Source organism: Pseudomonas sp. IT-P171 (assembly GCF_949767765.1).
GTDB lineage: Bacteria > Pseudomonadota > Gammaproteobacteria > Pseudomonadales > Pseudomonadaceae > Aquipseudomonas > Aquipseudomonas fluorescens_B.
Genome location: NZ_CATKQN010000005.1, coordinates 110,577 through 126,449 on the forward strand (window position 1 = coordinate 110,577; position 15,873 = coordinate 126,449).

Here is a 15,873-nt window from a genome sequence, read left to right on the forward strand (position 1 = left end):
AAGGACTCACAGATAATGGCTATCGAAATCAAAGCCCCCACTTTCCCGGAATCGGTTGCCGACGGCACCGTTGCCACCTGGCACAAACAACCGGGCGACGCTGTAAAGCGTGACGACCTGATCGTCGACATCGAAACCGACAAGGTTGTGCTGGAAGTGTTGGCCACCGCTGATGGCGTGCTGGGCGCTATCGTCAAGAACGAAGGCGACACCGTTCTGTCCGACGAAGTCCTGGGCTCCATCGAAGCGGGCGGCGCTGCTGCCGCTGCTCCGGCTGCCGCTGCTGCTCCGGCCGCTGCACAGGCTGCTGCTCCTGCCGCCGAAGGCGAAGACGATCCTGTTGCTGCACCGGCTGCTCGCAAGCTGGCTGAAGAAAACGGCATCAACATCGCTTCCGTTGCCGGCACTGGCAAAGGCGGTCGTGTGACCAAGGAAGACGTGGTAGCCGCTGTTGCTGCCAAGAAAGCCGCTCCGGCTGCCGCACCTGCCAAGGCTGCCGCTCCGGCTGCCGCTGCTCCTGTGTTCGCCGCTGGCGACCGCATCGAGAAGCGCGTACCGATGACCCGCGTTCGCGCTACCGTGGCCAAGCGTCTGGTAGAAGCTCAGTCGAACATGGCGATGCTGACCACCTTCAACGAAGTCGACATGACCGAAGTCATGGCCCTGCGTTCGAAGTACAAGGACCTGTTCGAGAAGTCCCACAACGGCGTACGCCTGGGCTTCATGTCGTTCTTCGTGAAAGCGGCCACCGAAGCGCTGAAACGCTTCCCGGCTGTCAACGCGTCGATCGACGGTGCCGACATCGTTTACCACGGCTACGCCGACGTCGGTGTGGCTGTTTCCAGCGACCGCGGTCTGGTTGTACCGGTTCTGCGTAACGCCGAACTGATGAGCCTGGCTGAAATCGAAGGCGGCATCGCTACCTTCGGCAAGAAGGCTCGCGACGGCAAACTGTCGATGGATGAAATGACCGGCGGTACGTTCACCATCACCAACGGTGGTACCTTCGGTTCGATGATGTCGACTCCGATCGTCAACCCGCCACAAGCGGCCATCCTGGGCATGCACAACATTCTGCAGCGCCCTATGGCGATCAACGGTCAGGTCGTTATCCGTCCGATGATGTACCTGGCTCTGTCCTACGATCACCGTCTGATCGATGGCAAAGAAGCTGTGACCTTCCTGGTTACCATCAAGAACCTGCTGGAAGACCCGGCTCGTTTGCTGCTGGATATCTGATTTCGTTGCATGGGCCGCTGCAGGATGGCGGCCCGCCTGTAATGACCAGCTTCGTCCCACGACGGTCCCCAAAAGGGGCCGTCCGGTTTGATTCGAGAAGGAATGACACATGACTCAGAAATTCGACGTGGTAGTGATTGGCGCGGGCCCTGGCGGCTACGTGGCTGCCATCAAAGCAGCGCAACTGGGCCTCACCACTGCCTGCATCGAGAAATACACCGACAAGGAAGGCAAACTGGCCCTCGGCGGTACTTGCCTGAACGTCGGCTGCATTCCATCCAAGGCGCTGCTGGACAGCTCCTGGAAGTTCCACGAAGCCCAAGACGGTTTCGCGATCCACGGCATCAACCACGCTGGCGTGACCATGGACGTGCCAGCAATGGTCGGCCGTAAAGCCAACATCGTCAAAGGCCTGACTTCCGGCGTTGCCACCCTGTTCAAGGCCAACGGCGTTACTTCGATCCAGGGCCACGGCAAACTGCTGGCTGGCAAGAAAGTCGAAGTCACCAAGCCTGACGGTTCGGTAGAAATCATTGAAGCCGAGAACGTGATCCTGGCTCCAGGTTCGCGTCCGATCGACATTCCACCGGCTCCGGTCGACCAGAATGTGATCGTCGACTCCACCGGCGCTCTGGAATTTCAATCGGTTCCAAAACGTCTGGGCGTGATTGGCGCTGGCGTGATCGGTCTGGAACTGGGTTCGGTCTGGTCCCGTCTGGGCGCGGAAGTGACTGTTCTTGAAGCGCTGGACACCTTCCTGATGGCCGCTGACGCAGCCGTTTCCAAGGAAGCGCTGAAAACCCTGACCAAACAGGGCCTGGACATCAAGCTGGGCGCTCGCGTCACCGGTTCGAAAGTGAACGGCGACGAAGTCGTTGTGAACTACACCGATGCCAATGGCGAACAGAACATCACTTTCGACAAGCTGATCGTAGCCGTTGGTCGCCGTCCGGTCACCACGGATCTGCTGGCCGCCGATTGCGGCGTGACCCTCGACGAGCGCGGTTTCGTGCACGTTGACGATCACTGCGCCACCACCGTACCGGGCGTTTACGCCATCGGTGACGTGGTGCGCGGCATGATGCTGGCTCACAAAGCTTCGGAAGAGGGCATCATGGTCGTCGAGCGCATCAAGGGCCACAAAGCCCAGATGAACTATGACTTGATCCCTTCGGTTATTTATACTCACCCGGAAATCGCATGGGTCGGCAAAACCGAGCAGGCCTTGAAGGCTGAAGGCGTTGAAGTTAACGTTGGCACCTTCCCGTTCGCAGCCAGTGGCCGTGCCATGGCAGCCAACGATACCGGCGGTTTCGTGAAAGTCATTGCCGATGCCAAGACTGACCGCGTATTGGGCGTCCACGTGATTGGCCCGAGCGCTGCAGAACTGGTTCAGCAGGGCGCGATCGGTATGGAATTCGGCACCAGCGCTGAAGACCTGGGCATGATGGTTTTCTCCCATCCGACCCTGTCTGAAGCCTTGCACGAAGCAGCTCTGGCAGTGAATGGCGGCGCCATTCACATCGCCAACCGCAAGAAGCGTTAAGACAATAAGAAACCACGGCGGTATGGCCCGTCGTGAGCCTTGCATGCAAGACTCACCGCGGAATATCCGCTGGACGCAGTCTTGCGTAGCTGCACCGGTTGTCCGGAAAGGCTACGCAAGCAGCAGTCACAGGTGGTGCGGCACTTGAACAAGTGCAGCACCGAATGCGCAGTACCTAACGAAGACGGTAATAAGCATGAATCTTCACGAGTATCAGGGTAAGCAGCTGTTCGCTGAGTACGGCCTGCCAGTTTCCACCGGTTATGCGGTAGACACCCCGGAAGCAGCAGCAGAAGCTTGCGACAAAATCGGCGGCACCGAGTGGGTTGTCAAAGCCCAGGTCCACGCTGGTGGTCGCGGTAAAGCGGGCGGCGTAAAGCTGGTTCGCAGCAAAGAAGACGCCAAGGCATTCGCACAGCAGTGGCTGGGCAAGCGTCTGGTGACTTACCAGACTGATGCCAATGGTCAGCCAGTCACCAAGATCCTGGTTGAATCGTGCACTGATATCGCTAAAGAGCTGTACCTGGGCGCTGTCGTTGACCGTTCGAGCCGTCGCATCGTGTTCATGGCTTCCACCGAAGGTGGCGTGGACATCGAGAAAATCGCTCACGACACTCCAGAAAAAATTCTGAAGGCCACTATCGATCCACTGGTTGGCGCTCAGCCATTCCAGGGTCGCGAGCTGGCATTCCAGCTGGGTCTGGAAGGCAAGCAGGTTGCTCAGTTCGCCAAGATCTTCGTAGGTCTGGCCAAGCTGTTCAAGGATCACGACCTGGCTCTGCTGGAAGTGAACCCGCTGGTGATCAAGGCTGACGGCGATCTGCATTGCCTCGACGCCAAGATCAACATCGACGCCAACGCCATGTACCGTCAGCCTAAGCTGAAGACTTTCCACGATCCGTCGCAAGACGATCCGCGCGAAGCGCACGCTGCCAAGTTCGAACTGAACTACGTGGCACTGGAAGGCAACATCGGTTGCATGGTCAACGGTGCTGGCCTGGCCATGGGTACCATGGACATCGTCAACCTGCATGGCGGCAAACCAGCCAACTTCCTCGACGTGGGCGGCGGTGCTACCAAAGAACGCGTTACCGAAGCGTTCAAGATCATCCTGTCCGACACTAACGTCGCTGCAGTACTGGTCAACATCTTCGGCGGCATCGTTCGTTGCGACATGATTGCCGAAGGCATCATCGGCGCTGTGAAAGAAGTCGGCGTGAAAATCCCGGTTGTTGTTCGCCTTGAAGGCAACAACGCTGAGCTGGGCGCTAAAGTACTGGCAGAAAGCGGTTTGAACATCATCGCTGCTACCAGCCTGACCGACGCTGCTCAACAAGTCGTTAAAGCTGCGGAGGGCAAATAATGAGCGTCCTGATCAATAAAGACACCAAAGTTATCTGCCAGGGTATTACCGGTTCGCAAGGTAGTTTCCACACCCAGCAAGCCATCGAATACGGCACCAAGATGGTTGGCGGCGTAACTCCTGGTAAAGGCGGCACCGAGCACCTGGGTCTGCCAGTGTTCAACACCGTGAAAGACGCTGTAGCTGCCACTGGCGCCACCGCCAGCGTGATCTACGTTCCAGCTCCTTTCTGCAAGGACTCCATCCTGGAAGCGGCATTCGGCGGCATCAAGCTGATCGTTTGCATCACCGAAGGCATTCCTACCCTGGACATGCTGGATGCCAAGGTCAAGTGCGACGAGCTGGGCGTAGTCCTGATCGGTCCTAACTGCCCAGGCGTGATCACTCCAGGCGAATGCAAGATCGGCATCATGCCAGGTCACATTCACTTGCCAGGCAAGGTCGGTATCGTTTCCCGTTCCGGCACCCTGACCTACGAAGCTGTGAAGCAGACCACTGACGCCGGTTTCGGTCAGTCGACTTGCGTCGGCATCGGCGGTGACCCGATCCCGGGTTCGAACTTCATCGACATCCTGAAGCTGTTCCAGGAAGACCCGAAGACCGAAGCGATCGTGATGATCGGCGAGATCGGCGGTTCGGCTGAAGAAGAAGCGGCTGCCTACATCAAGGCAAACGTGACCAAGCCGGTTGTTTCCTACATCGCTGGTGTGACTGCCCCTGCGGGCAAGCGCATGGGCCATGCTGGCGCAATCATCTCTGGCGGCAAAGGCACTGCAGACGAGAAGTTTGCTGCCCTGGAAGACGCAGGCGTTAAAACCGTGCGTTCGCTGGCAGACATCGGCAAGGCTTTGTCCGAGCTGACCGGTTGGGCGATCAAGTAAGCCTCGCGCTTAGCTGACGCTTCACCAAACAAAGGCCACCTTCAGGTGGCCTTTGTCGTTTCCGTGATTCCATATCTCCACAGGCCACAGTGCTTTTTGTGGCGAGGGAGCTTGCTCCCGCTGGGCTGCGAAGCGGCCCCCAAATCACGCGACCGAGGCATGTCGGGTGCGCCGCATTTCATGGTTTTACGGCTGCTTCGCAGCCGAGCGGGAGCAAGCGCCCTCGCCACAGGGTTCTGTGCAGGTAAATTAGATATGTAAACGCGACACGGAAATGTCGTAGATCGGAATGTTCGCCCTCTAACAGTGCGTTTTTAGCTCAAGTTCGTTAGGCTAGCCGCCATTTTGCGTCCGCGACCCACAAGGTTGCTTCGCGCTAAAGGGTCAGTCCTATGCGGACCGACAGCATTTCCCTCACCCATAAAGGGAAATCCCTCTCTAAATTCCGATTCAGTAGTGTGGTATTTCCTTAATGAAAGTGTTGAAAGGCCAGGACATCCTGGCACTTGGTTTTATGACGTTTGCCCTGTTCGTCGGGGCTGGCAACATCATCTTCCCGCCTATCGTCGGTTTGCAGTCCGGGCCTCATGTCTGGATGGCGGCGCTGGGCTTTCTGATCACCGCGGTCGGTCTGCCGGTGATTACCGTCGTGGCCCTGGCCAAGGTCGGCGGCGCCATGGATGCCTTGAGCAGTCCCATCGGCAAAGTCGCTGGCGGCTTGCTGGCCGCTGCATGCTACCTCGCGGTTGGTCCGCTGTTCGCGACGCCGCGCACTGCGACCGTATCGTTCGAAGTGGGCCTGGCGCCGCTGACCGGCGAAAGCCCGCTGGCGCTGTTCCTCTATAGCTCGGTGTACTTCCTGCTGGTGTTCTTCATCTCGCTCTACCCGGGCCGCTTGCTGGATACCGTTGGACGGTTTCTCGCACCGCTGAAGATCATCGCCCTGGCGGTTCTCGGCATTGCCGCGTTTGCTTTGCCTGCCGGTGATATCGGCGTGGCGACGCCTGAGTATGTCGCAGCACCGTTCTCCCAGGGCTTCATCAATGGTTACCTGACCATGGATACCCTCGGTGCGCTGGTGTTCGGCATTGTCATCGTCAACGCCATCCGCTCCCGCGGCGTCGAGTCGCCGGTGTTGATCACCCGCTACGCGATCATTGCCGGGCTGATCGCCGGCGTCGGTCTGGCGCTGGTGTATGTCAGCCTGTTCCGTCTCGGTTCGGGCAGCCATGAAGTGGCTGCCGGCGCGACTAACGGCGCGGCGGTATTGCACGCTTACGTTCAACACACTTTTGGTTCGTTGGGCAGCGGTTTCCTTGCGGTGCTGATCTCGCTGGCCTGCCTTGTCACGGCGGTCGGTCTGACCTGCGCCTGCGCCGAATACTTCAGCCGTGTGCTGCCGCTGTCCTACAAAACATTGGTCATTATCCTGGCCGTGTTTTCCCTGTTTGTGTCCAATCTGGGCCTCACCAAGCTGATCGCGTTCTCGATCCCGGTACTCACCGCGATCTACCCGCCGTGCATCGCGCTGGTCGCCCTGAGCTTCTGCAAGGACTTCTGGCATGAACAGGGCCGCATCGTCGGTCCGGTGATGCTGGTGTCGTTCATCTTCGGTCTGATCGACGCGCTCAAGGGCGCGGGTCTGGCGGACTGGATGCCGACGCAACTGGCTCACTTGCCGCTGAGCGAGCAAGGCCTGGCGTGGCTGGTGCCATCGGTCATGACGCTGGTGGTTGCAGTGGTATGCGACCGCCTGCTGGGTAAACGCGAAGAAGCCTTGGCTTAAGTCGCTTCATGCCCGCCACAAGCGGGTCTTGAGCTACAACAGAAATGCCCCGTATCAATCGACACGGGGCATTTTTTATGCGCGTGACGCAGTGTCTTTTTTTGTGAGCTAACGTCGAAACACTGCAAATCCCCTGCGGGAGCCTCCGCAAACACATCACAAGGACCTGCATGTCGTTCATCCACGCCAACCTGATCCACATTCTCGCCGCCGCCTGGTTTGTCATCTGTTGGGGCGGCTATACCCGCTATGCGACATGGAAAGGCCGCGACACCGCGTGCCTGGCCAGTGTGCTGCATCTGTACCGCGAAGACTGGATGCGCCGCATGCTGCTGCGCGACAACCGTATCGCCGACGCCAGCGTGGTCGGCAACCTGGAACGCAACGCTTCGTTCTTCGCCTCGAGCACGCTGATTATCCTGGCTGGCATTCTCACCGTGCTGGGCGCGTCGGAACGGGCCGTGTCGTTGCTGGCGGATATCCCGATGGTGCAGCAGGCCTCCCAGGGGATGTCCGAGATCAAGTTGCTGTGCCTGGCGCTGGTGTTTGTGTATGCGTTCTTTACGTTCAGCTGGTGCATGCGCCAATACAACTTCGCGGCCATTCTGATCGGTTCGGCACCCATGGTCGGCGAGCGCCATGTCTCGGAGCAGGAGCGCAAAGCGTTTGCGGCCCGGGCGGCGCGTGTCATCTCGATGGCCGCCAACCAGTTCAACTTCGGCCTGCGCTCCTATTACTTCGGCATGACCATGCTGGCCTGGTTCGTCAGCCCCTGGTTGTTCATGTTGATGAGTGCCGGCGTAGTGCTGGTGCTCTATCGCCGGGAGTTTCATTCCGACGTTCTCGACGTGATGGTCTATACCCCTACAGAGGCGCCCTTGCCTGAAGCGAACAAAGAGGCTGCTTGATGAGTATTCCGTTCTGGTGTGTGTTGATCAGCGCCTTGCTGATTTACGTAGCCCGCATGCCGGTGGCCAAGGCCATGAAAGAGCAGGGTGGTTACAACAATCACCTGCCTCGCCAGCAGCAGGCCCAACTCACCGGCTTCGGTGCCCGCGCGGTAGCGGCCCATCAGAACTGCTTCGAAGCCTTCATATTGTTCGCGGTGGGGGTGTTGATGGCGCACACCACGCAGACGGCGGGATGGCTGATTGACTCGCTGGCAATCATCTTTGTGATCACGCGAGTCATTTACTTACTGTGCTATTGGGGCGATCTCGCCTGGCAACGAAGTCTGGTGTGGGTTGTCGGGCTAGTGTGTTCGTTGCTACTGATGATTAGTCCGACTTTTAGAACTATTTTGCTCTAGCAGGGCAAATGACAGGCAAAAGAAAACCCGCACTTGGCGGGTCTTCTTTATCACGCTAAAAACTGATTTAGTTTTTAGGTGCTTCTTTCACAGCGGCTTCGTTCGATTCAGCCTGAGCTTTGGCGGCTTCGGCGTTTTCTTTCGCTGCGTCGTTCACTTTATCCTGAGCTTTGTTCATGTCTTGCTGAGCCTGCTCAGCATGTTCGTTGGCTTCTTGAGCTTTGTCCTCGGATTTTTTATCGCAGGCTGCGAGACCGAGGGAAGCGGTCAACATCAAGGCAATAGCTAAAGTCTTACGCATGGGGTGTTTCTCCTTATGGAAAATATCTACTTGGCCTTTCGAGCACAGCCAACAGGGTTAAGTTCCTCAATTCGTTCAGATATATAAGATAATTCCCACGGGAACTTTTACCGAATCCGCCTAGTGCGGTGTCGGAATACTAAGAAGAGTTTTTATCAAATGGCCGAAAACCCCGTTTTTGAGCGTGCGACGCGATTTTTATCGGCATTGCGACACTGTCAGGTACTCGGGCTGCGAGTTCACAGCGTCAGCAGTGGCGGGCTTACCGTGATTCTGCCGTACAGCCCGCAAATCATCGGTAACCCGCAAACCGGCGTGATCCACGGCGGTGCGCTGACGACCTTGATGGACACCGCGTGTGGCATGTCCACCCTTTGCGTGTTGCCCGAGTTCGAAGTCTGCCCGACCCTCGATCTGCGCATCGACTACATGCACGCGGCCGAGCCGCACAAGGATGTGTATGGCTTTGCCCAGTGCTATCGGGTCACCACGGACGTGATCTTCGCCCGTGGTTTTGCCTATCAGGATGATCCCGAACAGCCTATCGCCCATGTGGTGGGCACGTTCATGCGCATGGGCAAGGGCGTCAAAGGCACCAAAGGCTTCGGTGGCGCCATCGCCGGAGGGGCGAAATGATCGACAACTTCAAGGAACAACTGCAACAGGCCCATGAGCAGGGCGACTACGCCGCGCTGCTGCACCTGATTCCCTACGCCAAACTGATCGGCGTCGAATGCTCGCGGGTCGGGGATGACCTGCTGTTTCGCCTCCCGGCGAACAAGGACAACATTGGTAACCCTTTGCTGCCGGCAATTCATGGTGGTGTGATTGCCGGGTTCATGGAGCTGTCCGCCGCGCTGCACCTGCTGATTCTCACCGGTTCGCCGGGCGTGCCGAAGATCATCGACTTTTCCCTCGACTACCTGCGCACGGGGCAGTTTCGCGACACCTGGGCCAGATGCCAGGTGTGTCGTCAGGGTCGACGTGTCGCAAACGTGGCGGTAACCGCCTGGCAAAGCACCGAAGCCGAGCCAATTGCCACCGCCCGTGCCCACTTCAAAATCGATGAGCCCTTGAAATCCTGATCCGAGCCCCCAACTTTGATGACAACCCGCCGCCGACCCTGAAGGTCGCGGCCACTGCCATCTGATTGGAGTTTGATGACCATGAGTGTGGAAACTCAAAAGGAAACCCTGGGCTTCCAGACCGAGGTGAAGCAACTGCTGCACCTCATGATCCATTCGCTGTATTCCAACAAGGAAATCTTCCTTCGCGAATTGATCTCGAACGCCTCTGACGCTGTCGACAAATTACGTTTCGAAGCCCTGTCCAAGCCTGAGTTGCTGGAAGGTGGCGCCGAACTGAAAATCCGTGTGAGCTTCGACAAGGACGCTAAAACCGTCACCCTCGAAGACAACGGTATCGGCATGAGCCGTGAAGATGCGATCACCCACCTGGGCACGATTGCCAAATCCGGCACCGCCGATTTCATGAAACACCTGTCTGGCGATCAGAAAAAAGATTCGCACCTGATCGGTCAATTTGGCGTGGGTTTCTACTCCGCATTCATCGTCGCCGACAAAGTTGACGTGTTCAGCCGTCGTGCCGGTGCTGCCGCCAGCGAAGGCGTGCACTGGTCGTCGAAGGGCGAAGGCGATTTTGAAGTGGCCACCGTCGAGAAAGCCGAGCGCGGCACTCGCATCGTGCTGCACCTGAAGTCCGGTGAAGACGAGTTCGCCGATGGCTGGCGCCTGCGCAACATCATCAAGAAGTACTCCGACCACATCGCTTTGCCGATCGAGTTGCCGAAAGAAGTGGCCGCCGCCGAGGGTGAAGAGAAGCCAGCCGTTGAGTGGGAAACCGTCAACCGCGCCAGCGCCCTGTGGACCCGTCCTCGCACCGAGATCAAGGACGAGGAATATCAGGAGTTCTACAAGCACATCGCTCATGACTTCGAAAACCCGCTGAGCTGGAGCCACAACAAGGTCGAAGGCAAGCTCGAGTACAGCTCGCTGCTTTATGTTCCGACCCGTGCTCCGTTCGACCTGTACCAGCGTGAAGCGCCGAAAGGCCTGAAGCTGTATGTGCAGCGTGTGTTCGTGATGGATCAAGCCGAGTCGTTCCTGCCGCTGTACCTGCGCTTCATCAAAGGCGTGGTCGATTCCAATGACCTGTCGCTGAACGTGTCGCGGGAAATCCTGCAGAAAGACCCGATCATCGATTCCATGAAGTCGGCGCTGACCAAGCGTGTTCTGGACATGCTGGAAAAACTGGCGAAAAACGAGCCTGAGCAATACAAGGGCTTCTGGAAAAATTTCGGTCAGGTCATGAAAGAAGGCCCGGCAGAAGACTTCGCCAACAAAGAGAAAATCGCCGGCTTGCTGCGTTTCGCGTCCACTCAGGGTGAAGAAGGGGAGCAGGTCGTGGGTCTGGCCGAGTACCTGGCTCGCGCCAAGGAAGGTCAGGACAAGATTTACTACCTGACTGGCGAAACTTACGCGCAAGTCAAAAACAGCCCGCACCTGGAAGTCTTCCGCAAGAAAGGCATCGAAGTGCTGCTGTTGACCGATCGTATTGACGAGTGGCTGATGAGCTACCTCAGCGATTTCGACGGCAAGAGCTTCGTTGACGTGGCGCGCGGTGACCTGGACCTGGGCAATCTGGACTCGGAAGAGGACAAGAAGGCCGCGGAAGAAGTCGCCAAGTCCAAAGAGGGTCTGGTCGAGCGTCTGAAAACTGCACTGGGTGATTCGGTTGCTGAAGTGCGGGTTTCCCACCGTCTGACCGACTCTCCGGCGATTCTGGCTATCGGCGAACAGGACCTGGGCCTGCAGATGCGCCAGATCCTCGAAGCCAGTGGTCAGAAGGTTCCGGATTCGAAGCCGATCTTCGAGTTCAACCCGGCCCACCCGCTGATCGAGAAACTCGACAACGAGCAGAGCGACGAGCGCTTCGGCGACCTGTCGCACATTCTCTTCGATCAGGCGGCCCTGGCGGCCGGCGACAGCTTGAAGGACCCGGCCGCGTATGTGCGCCGCCTCAACAAGCTGCTGGTTGAACTGTCGGTTTAACGGCGTTGTACAAAAAAACCCGCTTCGGCGGGTTTTTTTATTCCTGGGCTTTAGCGGGCGGGGGGCAGTTCGATCCGCTCAACTTCCCCGGGCACCGTCGGCCAATCCCCGGCTGCCCAGCGCCGACGGGCTTCATCGATAGCCGCCGGATCGCTTGCCACAAAATTCCAGTTGATCCTTCGTGGCCCATCCAGCGGCGCACCACCCAACAGCACCGCATGACAGTCGCTCTCGGCGAACAACGTCATCTCTTCCCCCGCAGGCAGCACCACCAGCGCATGGGGTTCTATCAGCTCGCCATCGAGCTGCAATTCGCCGCTCAACACGTACAGCGCCCGTTCTTCATGCTCGGTGGGAATCAGCAGCGTGGTCGCTGTCTGCAGGTTCAGTTCCGCGTACAGCGTAGGAGAAAGCACCGGCACCGGCGATTCCAGGCAGAAGCCTGACCCGGCGATCATCCGGATCTTCACCCCGAGGTTGTCGCTGACCGGCAGTGTGGCCGCCGGATGGTGGCTGTAGTGTCCCGGTCCCTGCTCATGTTCCTTTGGCGATGCCAGCCAGATCTGCAAGCCGTGCATCGTGAATCCGCTGTCCTTCAATGCCTGGGGCGTGCGCTCGACGTGGGCAATCGCGCTGCCGGCGGTCATCCAGCTGACGTCTCCGGCCTCTACCACCTGATCGGAACCGAGGCTGTCCTTGTGCTGGATTTTTCCTTCGAACAAGTAGGTGAGGGTCGATAGACCAATGTGCGGATGCTGACGGATGTTCATGCCTTTGCCCGCCGGATAACGGGTTTCGAGCATATGGTCGAAAAACACAAAAGTCCCGACGCTGCGGCATTTGGCTGACGGTAGCGGACGAAGAATCGGCTGGCCTTCAACATCTTCGGCGCGGGGGCGGATCACGAGGAGAGTGTTCATGGTGCATTCCAGGCTGAGCGGGTGACGCGTGGAGCATAACCCGCTTGCCCGGCCCTTGCCGCTATTGGCTGAACGCGCCTTCGGACAGATGGGTTTCGATGCTGACTTCAGTAGTGGTCATCAGCTTGTGCACAGGGCAACGGTCAGCCACGCGGTGCAGTTCGTCACGTTGCGCGTCGGTGAGCACACCTTTGAGGGTCAGTTTGACGTGCAAGACATATTTGCCTTTCTGTTCTTCGCTGTTGTCGCGTTTGACCTCGACACCAACACCCGTCAGCGGAATGTCTTTTTTCTTCGCGTACAGCTTCAGGGTCAGGGCCTTGCACGCGCCGAGCGCTGCGTCGAAGTAATCATGTGGCTCGGGTGCCGAGCCTTCACCGCCGGCGGAAGTCGGCACATCGGCAAAGAGTTCGTGGTCATCGATTTGTACGCTGTGACGATAACCTTCGGCGGAAACGGTATTGACGGTGACTGTCATGGGAAACCTCGGCAGTAGGAAAAGTCATTCGATCAAAAAAGACCTTGAAGGTATAGAGCATTCCTCCTGATACGCGTTCCACTTTCTTGTTTGAAGCAATTGCAATTCCCTATGGCGAGGGGGCTCGCTCCCGCAGGACTGTGTAGCCGTCCCTTTTTTTGGGGTCGTTTCGCAACCCAGCGGGAGCAAGCTCCCTCGCCACAGGTTACTTTGCGTCAGGCGAAAAAAAGCCCCGCATTAGCGAGGCTTCTTGTGTCGATCCGGATCAGCTGCCTTTGACAGCCTTGCCGTTGACCTTGCCGTCGAGGAGCATGATGTTGTACTCCTTGCCGTCGGTTTCGACCTGTTGCAGGCGGACCAGCAGGTAATCCCAGTCCTTGGCGAACCACAGCACGGTGATGCGCTTGCTTTGTGTCGGATCGCGCACGCGCTCGACCTTGATCGCGTCGATCTGGCCAGCCTTGGTGTCGACTTTTTCCGAACCCAGCACGCGGAAGTCATAGGTATCGACTTCACCATCATCGACCACCTGATAGCTCATGCTTTTCTTGCCGGCGGCCACGTCGTGTTGCAGGGCCAGCTGATAGGTGGATTTGTCGACCATGCCGCGGTTGAGCGGAATGTTGACGGCGTCACCACGATCGGTGCCGGTGACCTTTTTGGTGGTCCAGTCGAAATCCAGGTCGGCCTTTTTGGCTTTGCCCAGGCCCCCGCGTTCAAAGTGGTAGGACTGTGGCAGCAGGGTGTCCTTGTCCAGGGTCAGGGTGCTTTCTTCGGTCAGGCTGGCGATCATCATCGAGGCCTTGAAGCTGAGCTTCCAGACGCCGTTGGCTTCCTTGGTCAGGCTGCGCTCGGCAGTGCCGCTCATTGGAAGCTGCTTCCAGTCGGCGGTGTAGCTGGCGGAGAAGGGTTGAAGTTCTGTGGCCTGCGCGAAAGGCAGGGCAAGCAGAGCGCAAGCGAAGAGCAGGGCGCGACGCATAAAATCTCCTAGGTTCGAATCAAGTGGCCGCTGGCCGCGAGTAACTTGCCATCCAGTAAAGCACCTTGTTCACCGAGAGATAAACGACCTTCGGCAAACCAGCGTACGGCCATCGGGTAGATCAGGTGTTCCTGGGTGTGAACTCGCTGCGCCAGACTCTGCGGCGAATCATGCAACTCTACCGGTATTACTGCCTGTACGACCAGTGGTCCGCCATCGAGTTCCTCGGTGACAAAGTGCACGGAACAGCCGTGTTCAGTGTCGCCGGCCTCCAGCGCGCGCTGATGAGTGTGTAACCCTTTGTATTTGGGTAGCAGCGAGGGATGGATGTTGAGCAGGCGTCCCGCGTAGTGGCGCACGAAGTCAGCGCTGAGGATGCGCATGAAACCGGCCAGGACCACGAGTTTGGGATTGAAGGCGTCGATCAGTTCGATCAGCGCGGCATCGAAGGCTTCGCGGCCTTCGAACGCCTTGTGATCCAGGGAGCGGGTGTCGATGCCCGCATCCCTGGCACGTTGCAGGCCGTAGGCGTCGGCGCGGTTGGAAATCACCGCGGCGATGCGGACCGGGCTGTCGCCGGTCCGCGTGCTGTCGATCAGGGCCTGCAAGTTACTGCCGGTGCCGGACAACAGCACCACCACATCACAGGTCTGAGACATCAATGAGCCTTGAGGTTCTTCAGTTCAACCTGGGCCGCGCCTTCGGCAGCGGTGGCGATCTGGCCGATGACCCAAGGCTGCTCGCCCGCTTCACGCAGTACGTTCAGCGCGGTTTCAACGTGCTCTTGAGCCACGCAGATCACCATGCCAACGCCGCAGTTCAGCACGCGGTGCATTTCGTTTTCGTCGACGTTGCCTTTCTCTTGCAGCCAGTCGAACACGGCAGGGCGAGTCCAGCTTGCAACGTCAACCACCGCTTGAGCGCCTTTTGGCAGCACGCGCGGGATGTTGTCCAGCAGGCCGCCGCCCGTGATGTGGGCCATGGCTTTGACGGCGCCGGTGTCCTTGATCAGCTTCAACAACGGCTTCACGTAGATGCGGGTCGGGGCCATCAGCAGGTCGGTCAGCGGCTTGCCGTCGAGCTGGATGTTTTCGATGTCGGCACCGGACACTTCGATGATCTTGCGGATCAGCGAGTAGCCGTTGGAGTGCGGGCCGGAAGACGGCAGGGCGAGCAGGGCATCGCCGGCAGCGACTTTCGAACCGTCGATGATTTCGGATTTTTCCACGACGCCGACGCAGAAGCCGGCCAGGTCGTAGTCTTCGCCTTCGTACATGCCCGGCATTTCAGCGGTTTCGCCGCCCACCAGGGAGCAACCGGACAGTTCGCAGCCTGCGCCGATACCGGTCACGACCTGGGTCGCGGTTTCAACGTTGAGTTTGCCGGTGGCGTAGTAGTCGAGGAAGAACAGCGGCTCGGCGCCGCAGACCACCAGGTCATTCACGCACATGGCCACCAGGTCGATGCCGATGCTGTCGTGCTTGTTCAGGTTCAGCGCCAGACGCAGCTTGGTGCCGACGCCGTCAGTGCCGGAAACCAGCACAGGCTGCTTGTAGCCGGCCGGGATTTCGCAGAGGGCGCCGAAACCGCCCAGGCCGCCCATGACTTCCGGGCGCGCAGTGCGCTTGGCGACGCTCTTGATGCGTTCGACCAATGCTTCACCGGCGTCGATGTCTACACCGGCGTCCTTGTAGCTCAGGGAGGGTTGCTTGCTCATGATCCAGGCCTTTAGGGGGGATTCAGGGGTAACGACCGAGTCCAGTGGGACCGCCGAAACAAACGAAGGGCATGTGCCTTGCGCGAATTTCAGGGTGCCCGGCTGTTGCCGGTCTGCGAAGGCGCGCGATTTTATCAGGCTTGAGGGGCAGCGGCCATCCTCAGGCCGACAGCAGGGGCATATCGATACAAAAAAACCACGATTGCCCGTGTTGGTCGCCTCCCGCTTGGCTGTATAAGGTATCGCGATTAACCGTCTATCGTTATGGCAGTGCGAAAAACTT

General features: G+C 58.6%; 16 protein-coding genes. 10 read left to right on the forward strand and 6 right to left on the reverse strand.

Annotation, left to right across the window (positions count from 1 at the left end):
• Positions 1 to 15: 15 nt before the first annotated feature.
• The 7 genes from odhB (at position 16) to ACM6I5_RS04685 (ending at position 8,124) form a co-directional block, all read left to right on the forward strand.
• Complete coding sequence (odhB, locus tag ACM6I5_RS04655) at positions 16 to 1,239, forward strand: 2-oxoglutarate dehydrogenase complex dihydrolipoyllysine-residue succinyltransferase (protein ID WP_017337245.1); 1,224 nt, start codon at positions 16 to 18, stop codon at positions 1,237 to 1,239.
• A gap of 109 nt (positions 1,240 to 1,348) precedes the next feature.
• Positions 1,349 to 2,785 (forward strand): dihydrolipoyl dehydrogenase, encoded by a 1,437-nt coding sequence (gene lpdA / locus ACM6I5_RS04660; RefSeq protein ID WP_017337246.1) that lies wholly within the window; start codon positions 1,349 to 1,351, stop codon positions 2,783 to 2,785.
• Between the two features lie 196 nt (positions 2,786 to 2,981).
• Positions 2,982 to 4,148, forward strand: coding sequence for an ADP-forming succinate--CoA ligase subunit beta (gene sucC / locus ACM6I5_RS04665; protein ID WP_007898980.1), 1,167 nt, complete (start codon positions 2,982 to 2,984; stop codon positions 4,146 to 4,148).
• Entirely contained in the window at positions 4,148 to 5,029 is an 882-nt protein-coding gene (gene sucD, locus ACM6I5_RS04670) for a succinate--CoA ligase subunit alpha (protein WP_007898976.1), read from the forward strand. The genes sucC and sucD overlap by 1 nt, the downstream gene beginning before the upstream one ends.
• 472 nt (positions 5,030 to 5,501) lie before the next feature.
• On the forward strand, positions 5,502 to 6,815 hold the full coding sequence (gene brnQ / locus ACM6I5_RS04675) for a branched-chain amino acid transport system II carrier protein (protein WP_017337247.1): 1,314 nt from the start codon (positions 5,502 to 5,504) through the stop codon (positions 6,813 to 6,815).
• Between the two features lie 170 nt (positions 6,816 to 6,985).
• Positions 6,986 to 7,723: a DUF599 domain-containing protein gene (locus ACM6I5_RS04680; protein ID WP_017337248.1), complete on the forward strand. Its 738-nt coding sequence runs from the start codon at positions 6,986 to 6,988 to the stop codon at positions 7,721 to 7,723.
• On the forward strand, positions 7,723 to 8,124 hold the full coding sequence (locus ACM6I5_RS04685; RefSeq protein WP_414878542.1) for an MAPEG family protein: 402 nt from the start codon (positions 7,723 to 7,725) through the stop codon (positions 8,122 to 8,124). Before ACM6I5_RS04680 ends, ACM6I5_RS04685 begins: the two co-directional genes overlap by 1 nt.
• A 67-nt stretch (positions 8,125 to 8,191) precedes the next feature.
• On the opposite strand, the gene ACM6I5_RS04690 is transcribed toward ACM6I5_RS04685, so the two are convergent.
• Entirely contained in the window at positions 8,192 to 8,425 is a 234-nt protein-coding gene (locus tag ACM6I5_RS04690) for a hypothetical protein (RefSeq protein WP_017337250.1), read from the reverse strand.
• A gap of 159 nt (positions 8,426 to 8,584) precedes the next feature.
• Here ACM6I5_RS04690 and ACM6I5_RS04695 point away from each other — a divergent pair, with 159 nt between their 5' ends.
• The 3 genes from ACM6I5_RS04695 to htpG all read left to right on the forward strand — a co-directional run bounded on the left by ACM6I5_RS04695 (position 8,585) and on the right by htpG (position 11,496).
• A complete protein-coding gene (locus ACM6I5_RS04695) occupies positions 8,585 to 9,061 on the forward strand; it encodes a PaaI family thioesterase (RefSeq protein ID WP_017337251.1) in 477 nt (158 codons plus the stop codon).
• Complete coding sequence (locus ACM6I5_RS04700; protein ID WP_017337252.1) at positions 9,058 to 9,510, forward strand: PaaI family thioesterase; 453 nt, start codon at positions 9,058 to 9,060, stop codon at positions 9,508 to 9,510. Before ACM6I5_RS04695 ends, ACM6I5_RS04700 begins: the two co-directional genes overlap by 4 nt.
• A gap of 81 nt (positions 9,511 to 9,591) precedes the next feature.
• Positions 9,592 to 11,496 carry a molecular chaperone HtpG gene (gene htpG, locus ACM6I5_RS04705; RefSeq protein ID WP_031318553.1) on the forward strand — a complete coding sequence of 635 codons (1,905 nt, stop codon included), beginning with the start codon at positions 9,592 to 9,594 and terminating at the stop codon, positions 11,494 to 11,496.
• A 50-nt stretch (positions 11,497 to 11,546) separates the two neighbouring features.
• On the opposite strand, the gene ACM6I5_RS04710 is transcribed toward htpG, so the two are convergent.
• The 5 genes from ACM6I5_RS04710 to purM form a co-directional block, all read right to left on the reverse strand.
• Positions 11,547 to 12,416 (reverse strand): pirin family protein, encoded by an 870-nt coding sequence (locus ACM6I5_RS04710; RefSeq protein ID WP_414883283.1) that lies wholly within the window; start codon positions 12,414 to 12,416, stop codon positions 11,547 to 11,549.
• Between the two features lie 61 nt (positions 12,417 to 12,477).
• Entirely contained in the window at positions 12,478 to 12,894 is a 417-nt protein-coding gene (locus tag ACM6I5_RS04715; RefSeq protein WP_017337255.1) for an OsmC family protein, read from the reverse strand.
• Positions 12,895 to 13,159: 265 nt separating this feature from the next.
• On the reverse strand, positions 13,160 to 13,873 hold the full coding sequence (locus tag ACM6I5_RS04720) for a DUF3108 domain-containing protein (RefSeq protein ID WP_017337256.1): 714 nt from the start codon (positions 13,871 to 13,873) through the stop codon (positions 13,160 to 13,162).
• Positions 13,874 to 13,881: 8 nt separating this feature from the next.
• Positions 13,882 to 14,532 (reverse strand): phosphoribosylglycinamide formyltransferase, encoded by a 651-nt coding sequence (purN, locus tag ACM6I5_RS04725; RefSeq protein ID WP_017337257.1) that lies wholly within the window; start codon positions 14,530 to 14,532, stop codon positions 13,882 to 13,884.
• Entirely contained in the window at positions 14,532 to 15,590 is a 1,059-nt protein-coding gene (gene purM / locus ACM6I5_RS04730) for a phosphoribosylformylglycinamidine cyclo-ligase (RefSeq protein ID WP_010456810.1), read from the reverse strand. The genes purN and purM overlap by 1 nt, the downstream gene beginning before the upstream one ends.
• Positions 15,591 to 15,873 lie beyond the last annotated feature (283 nt).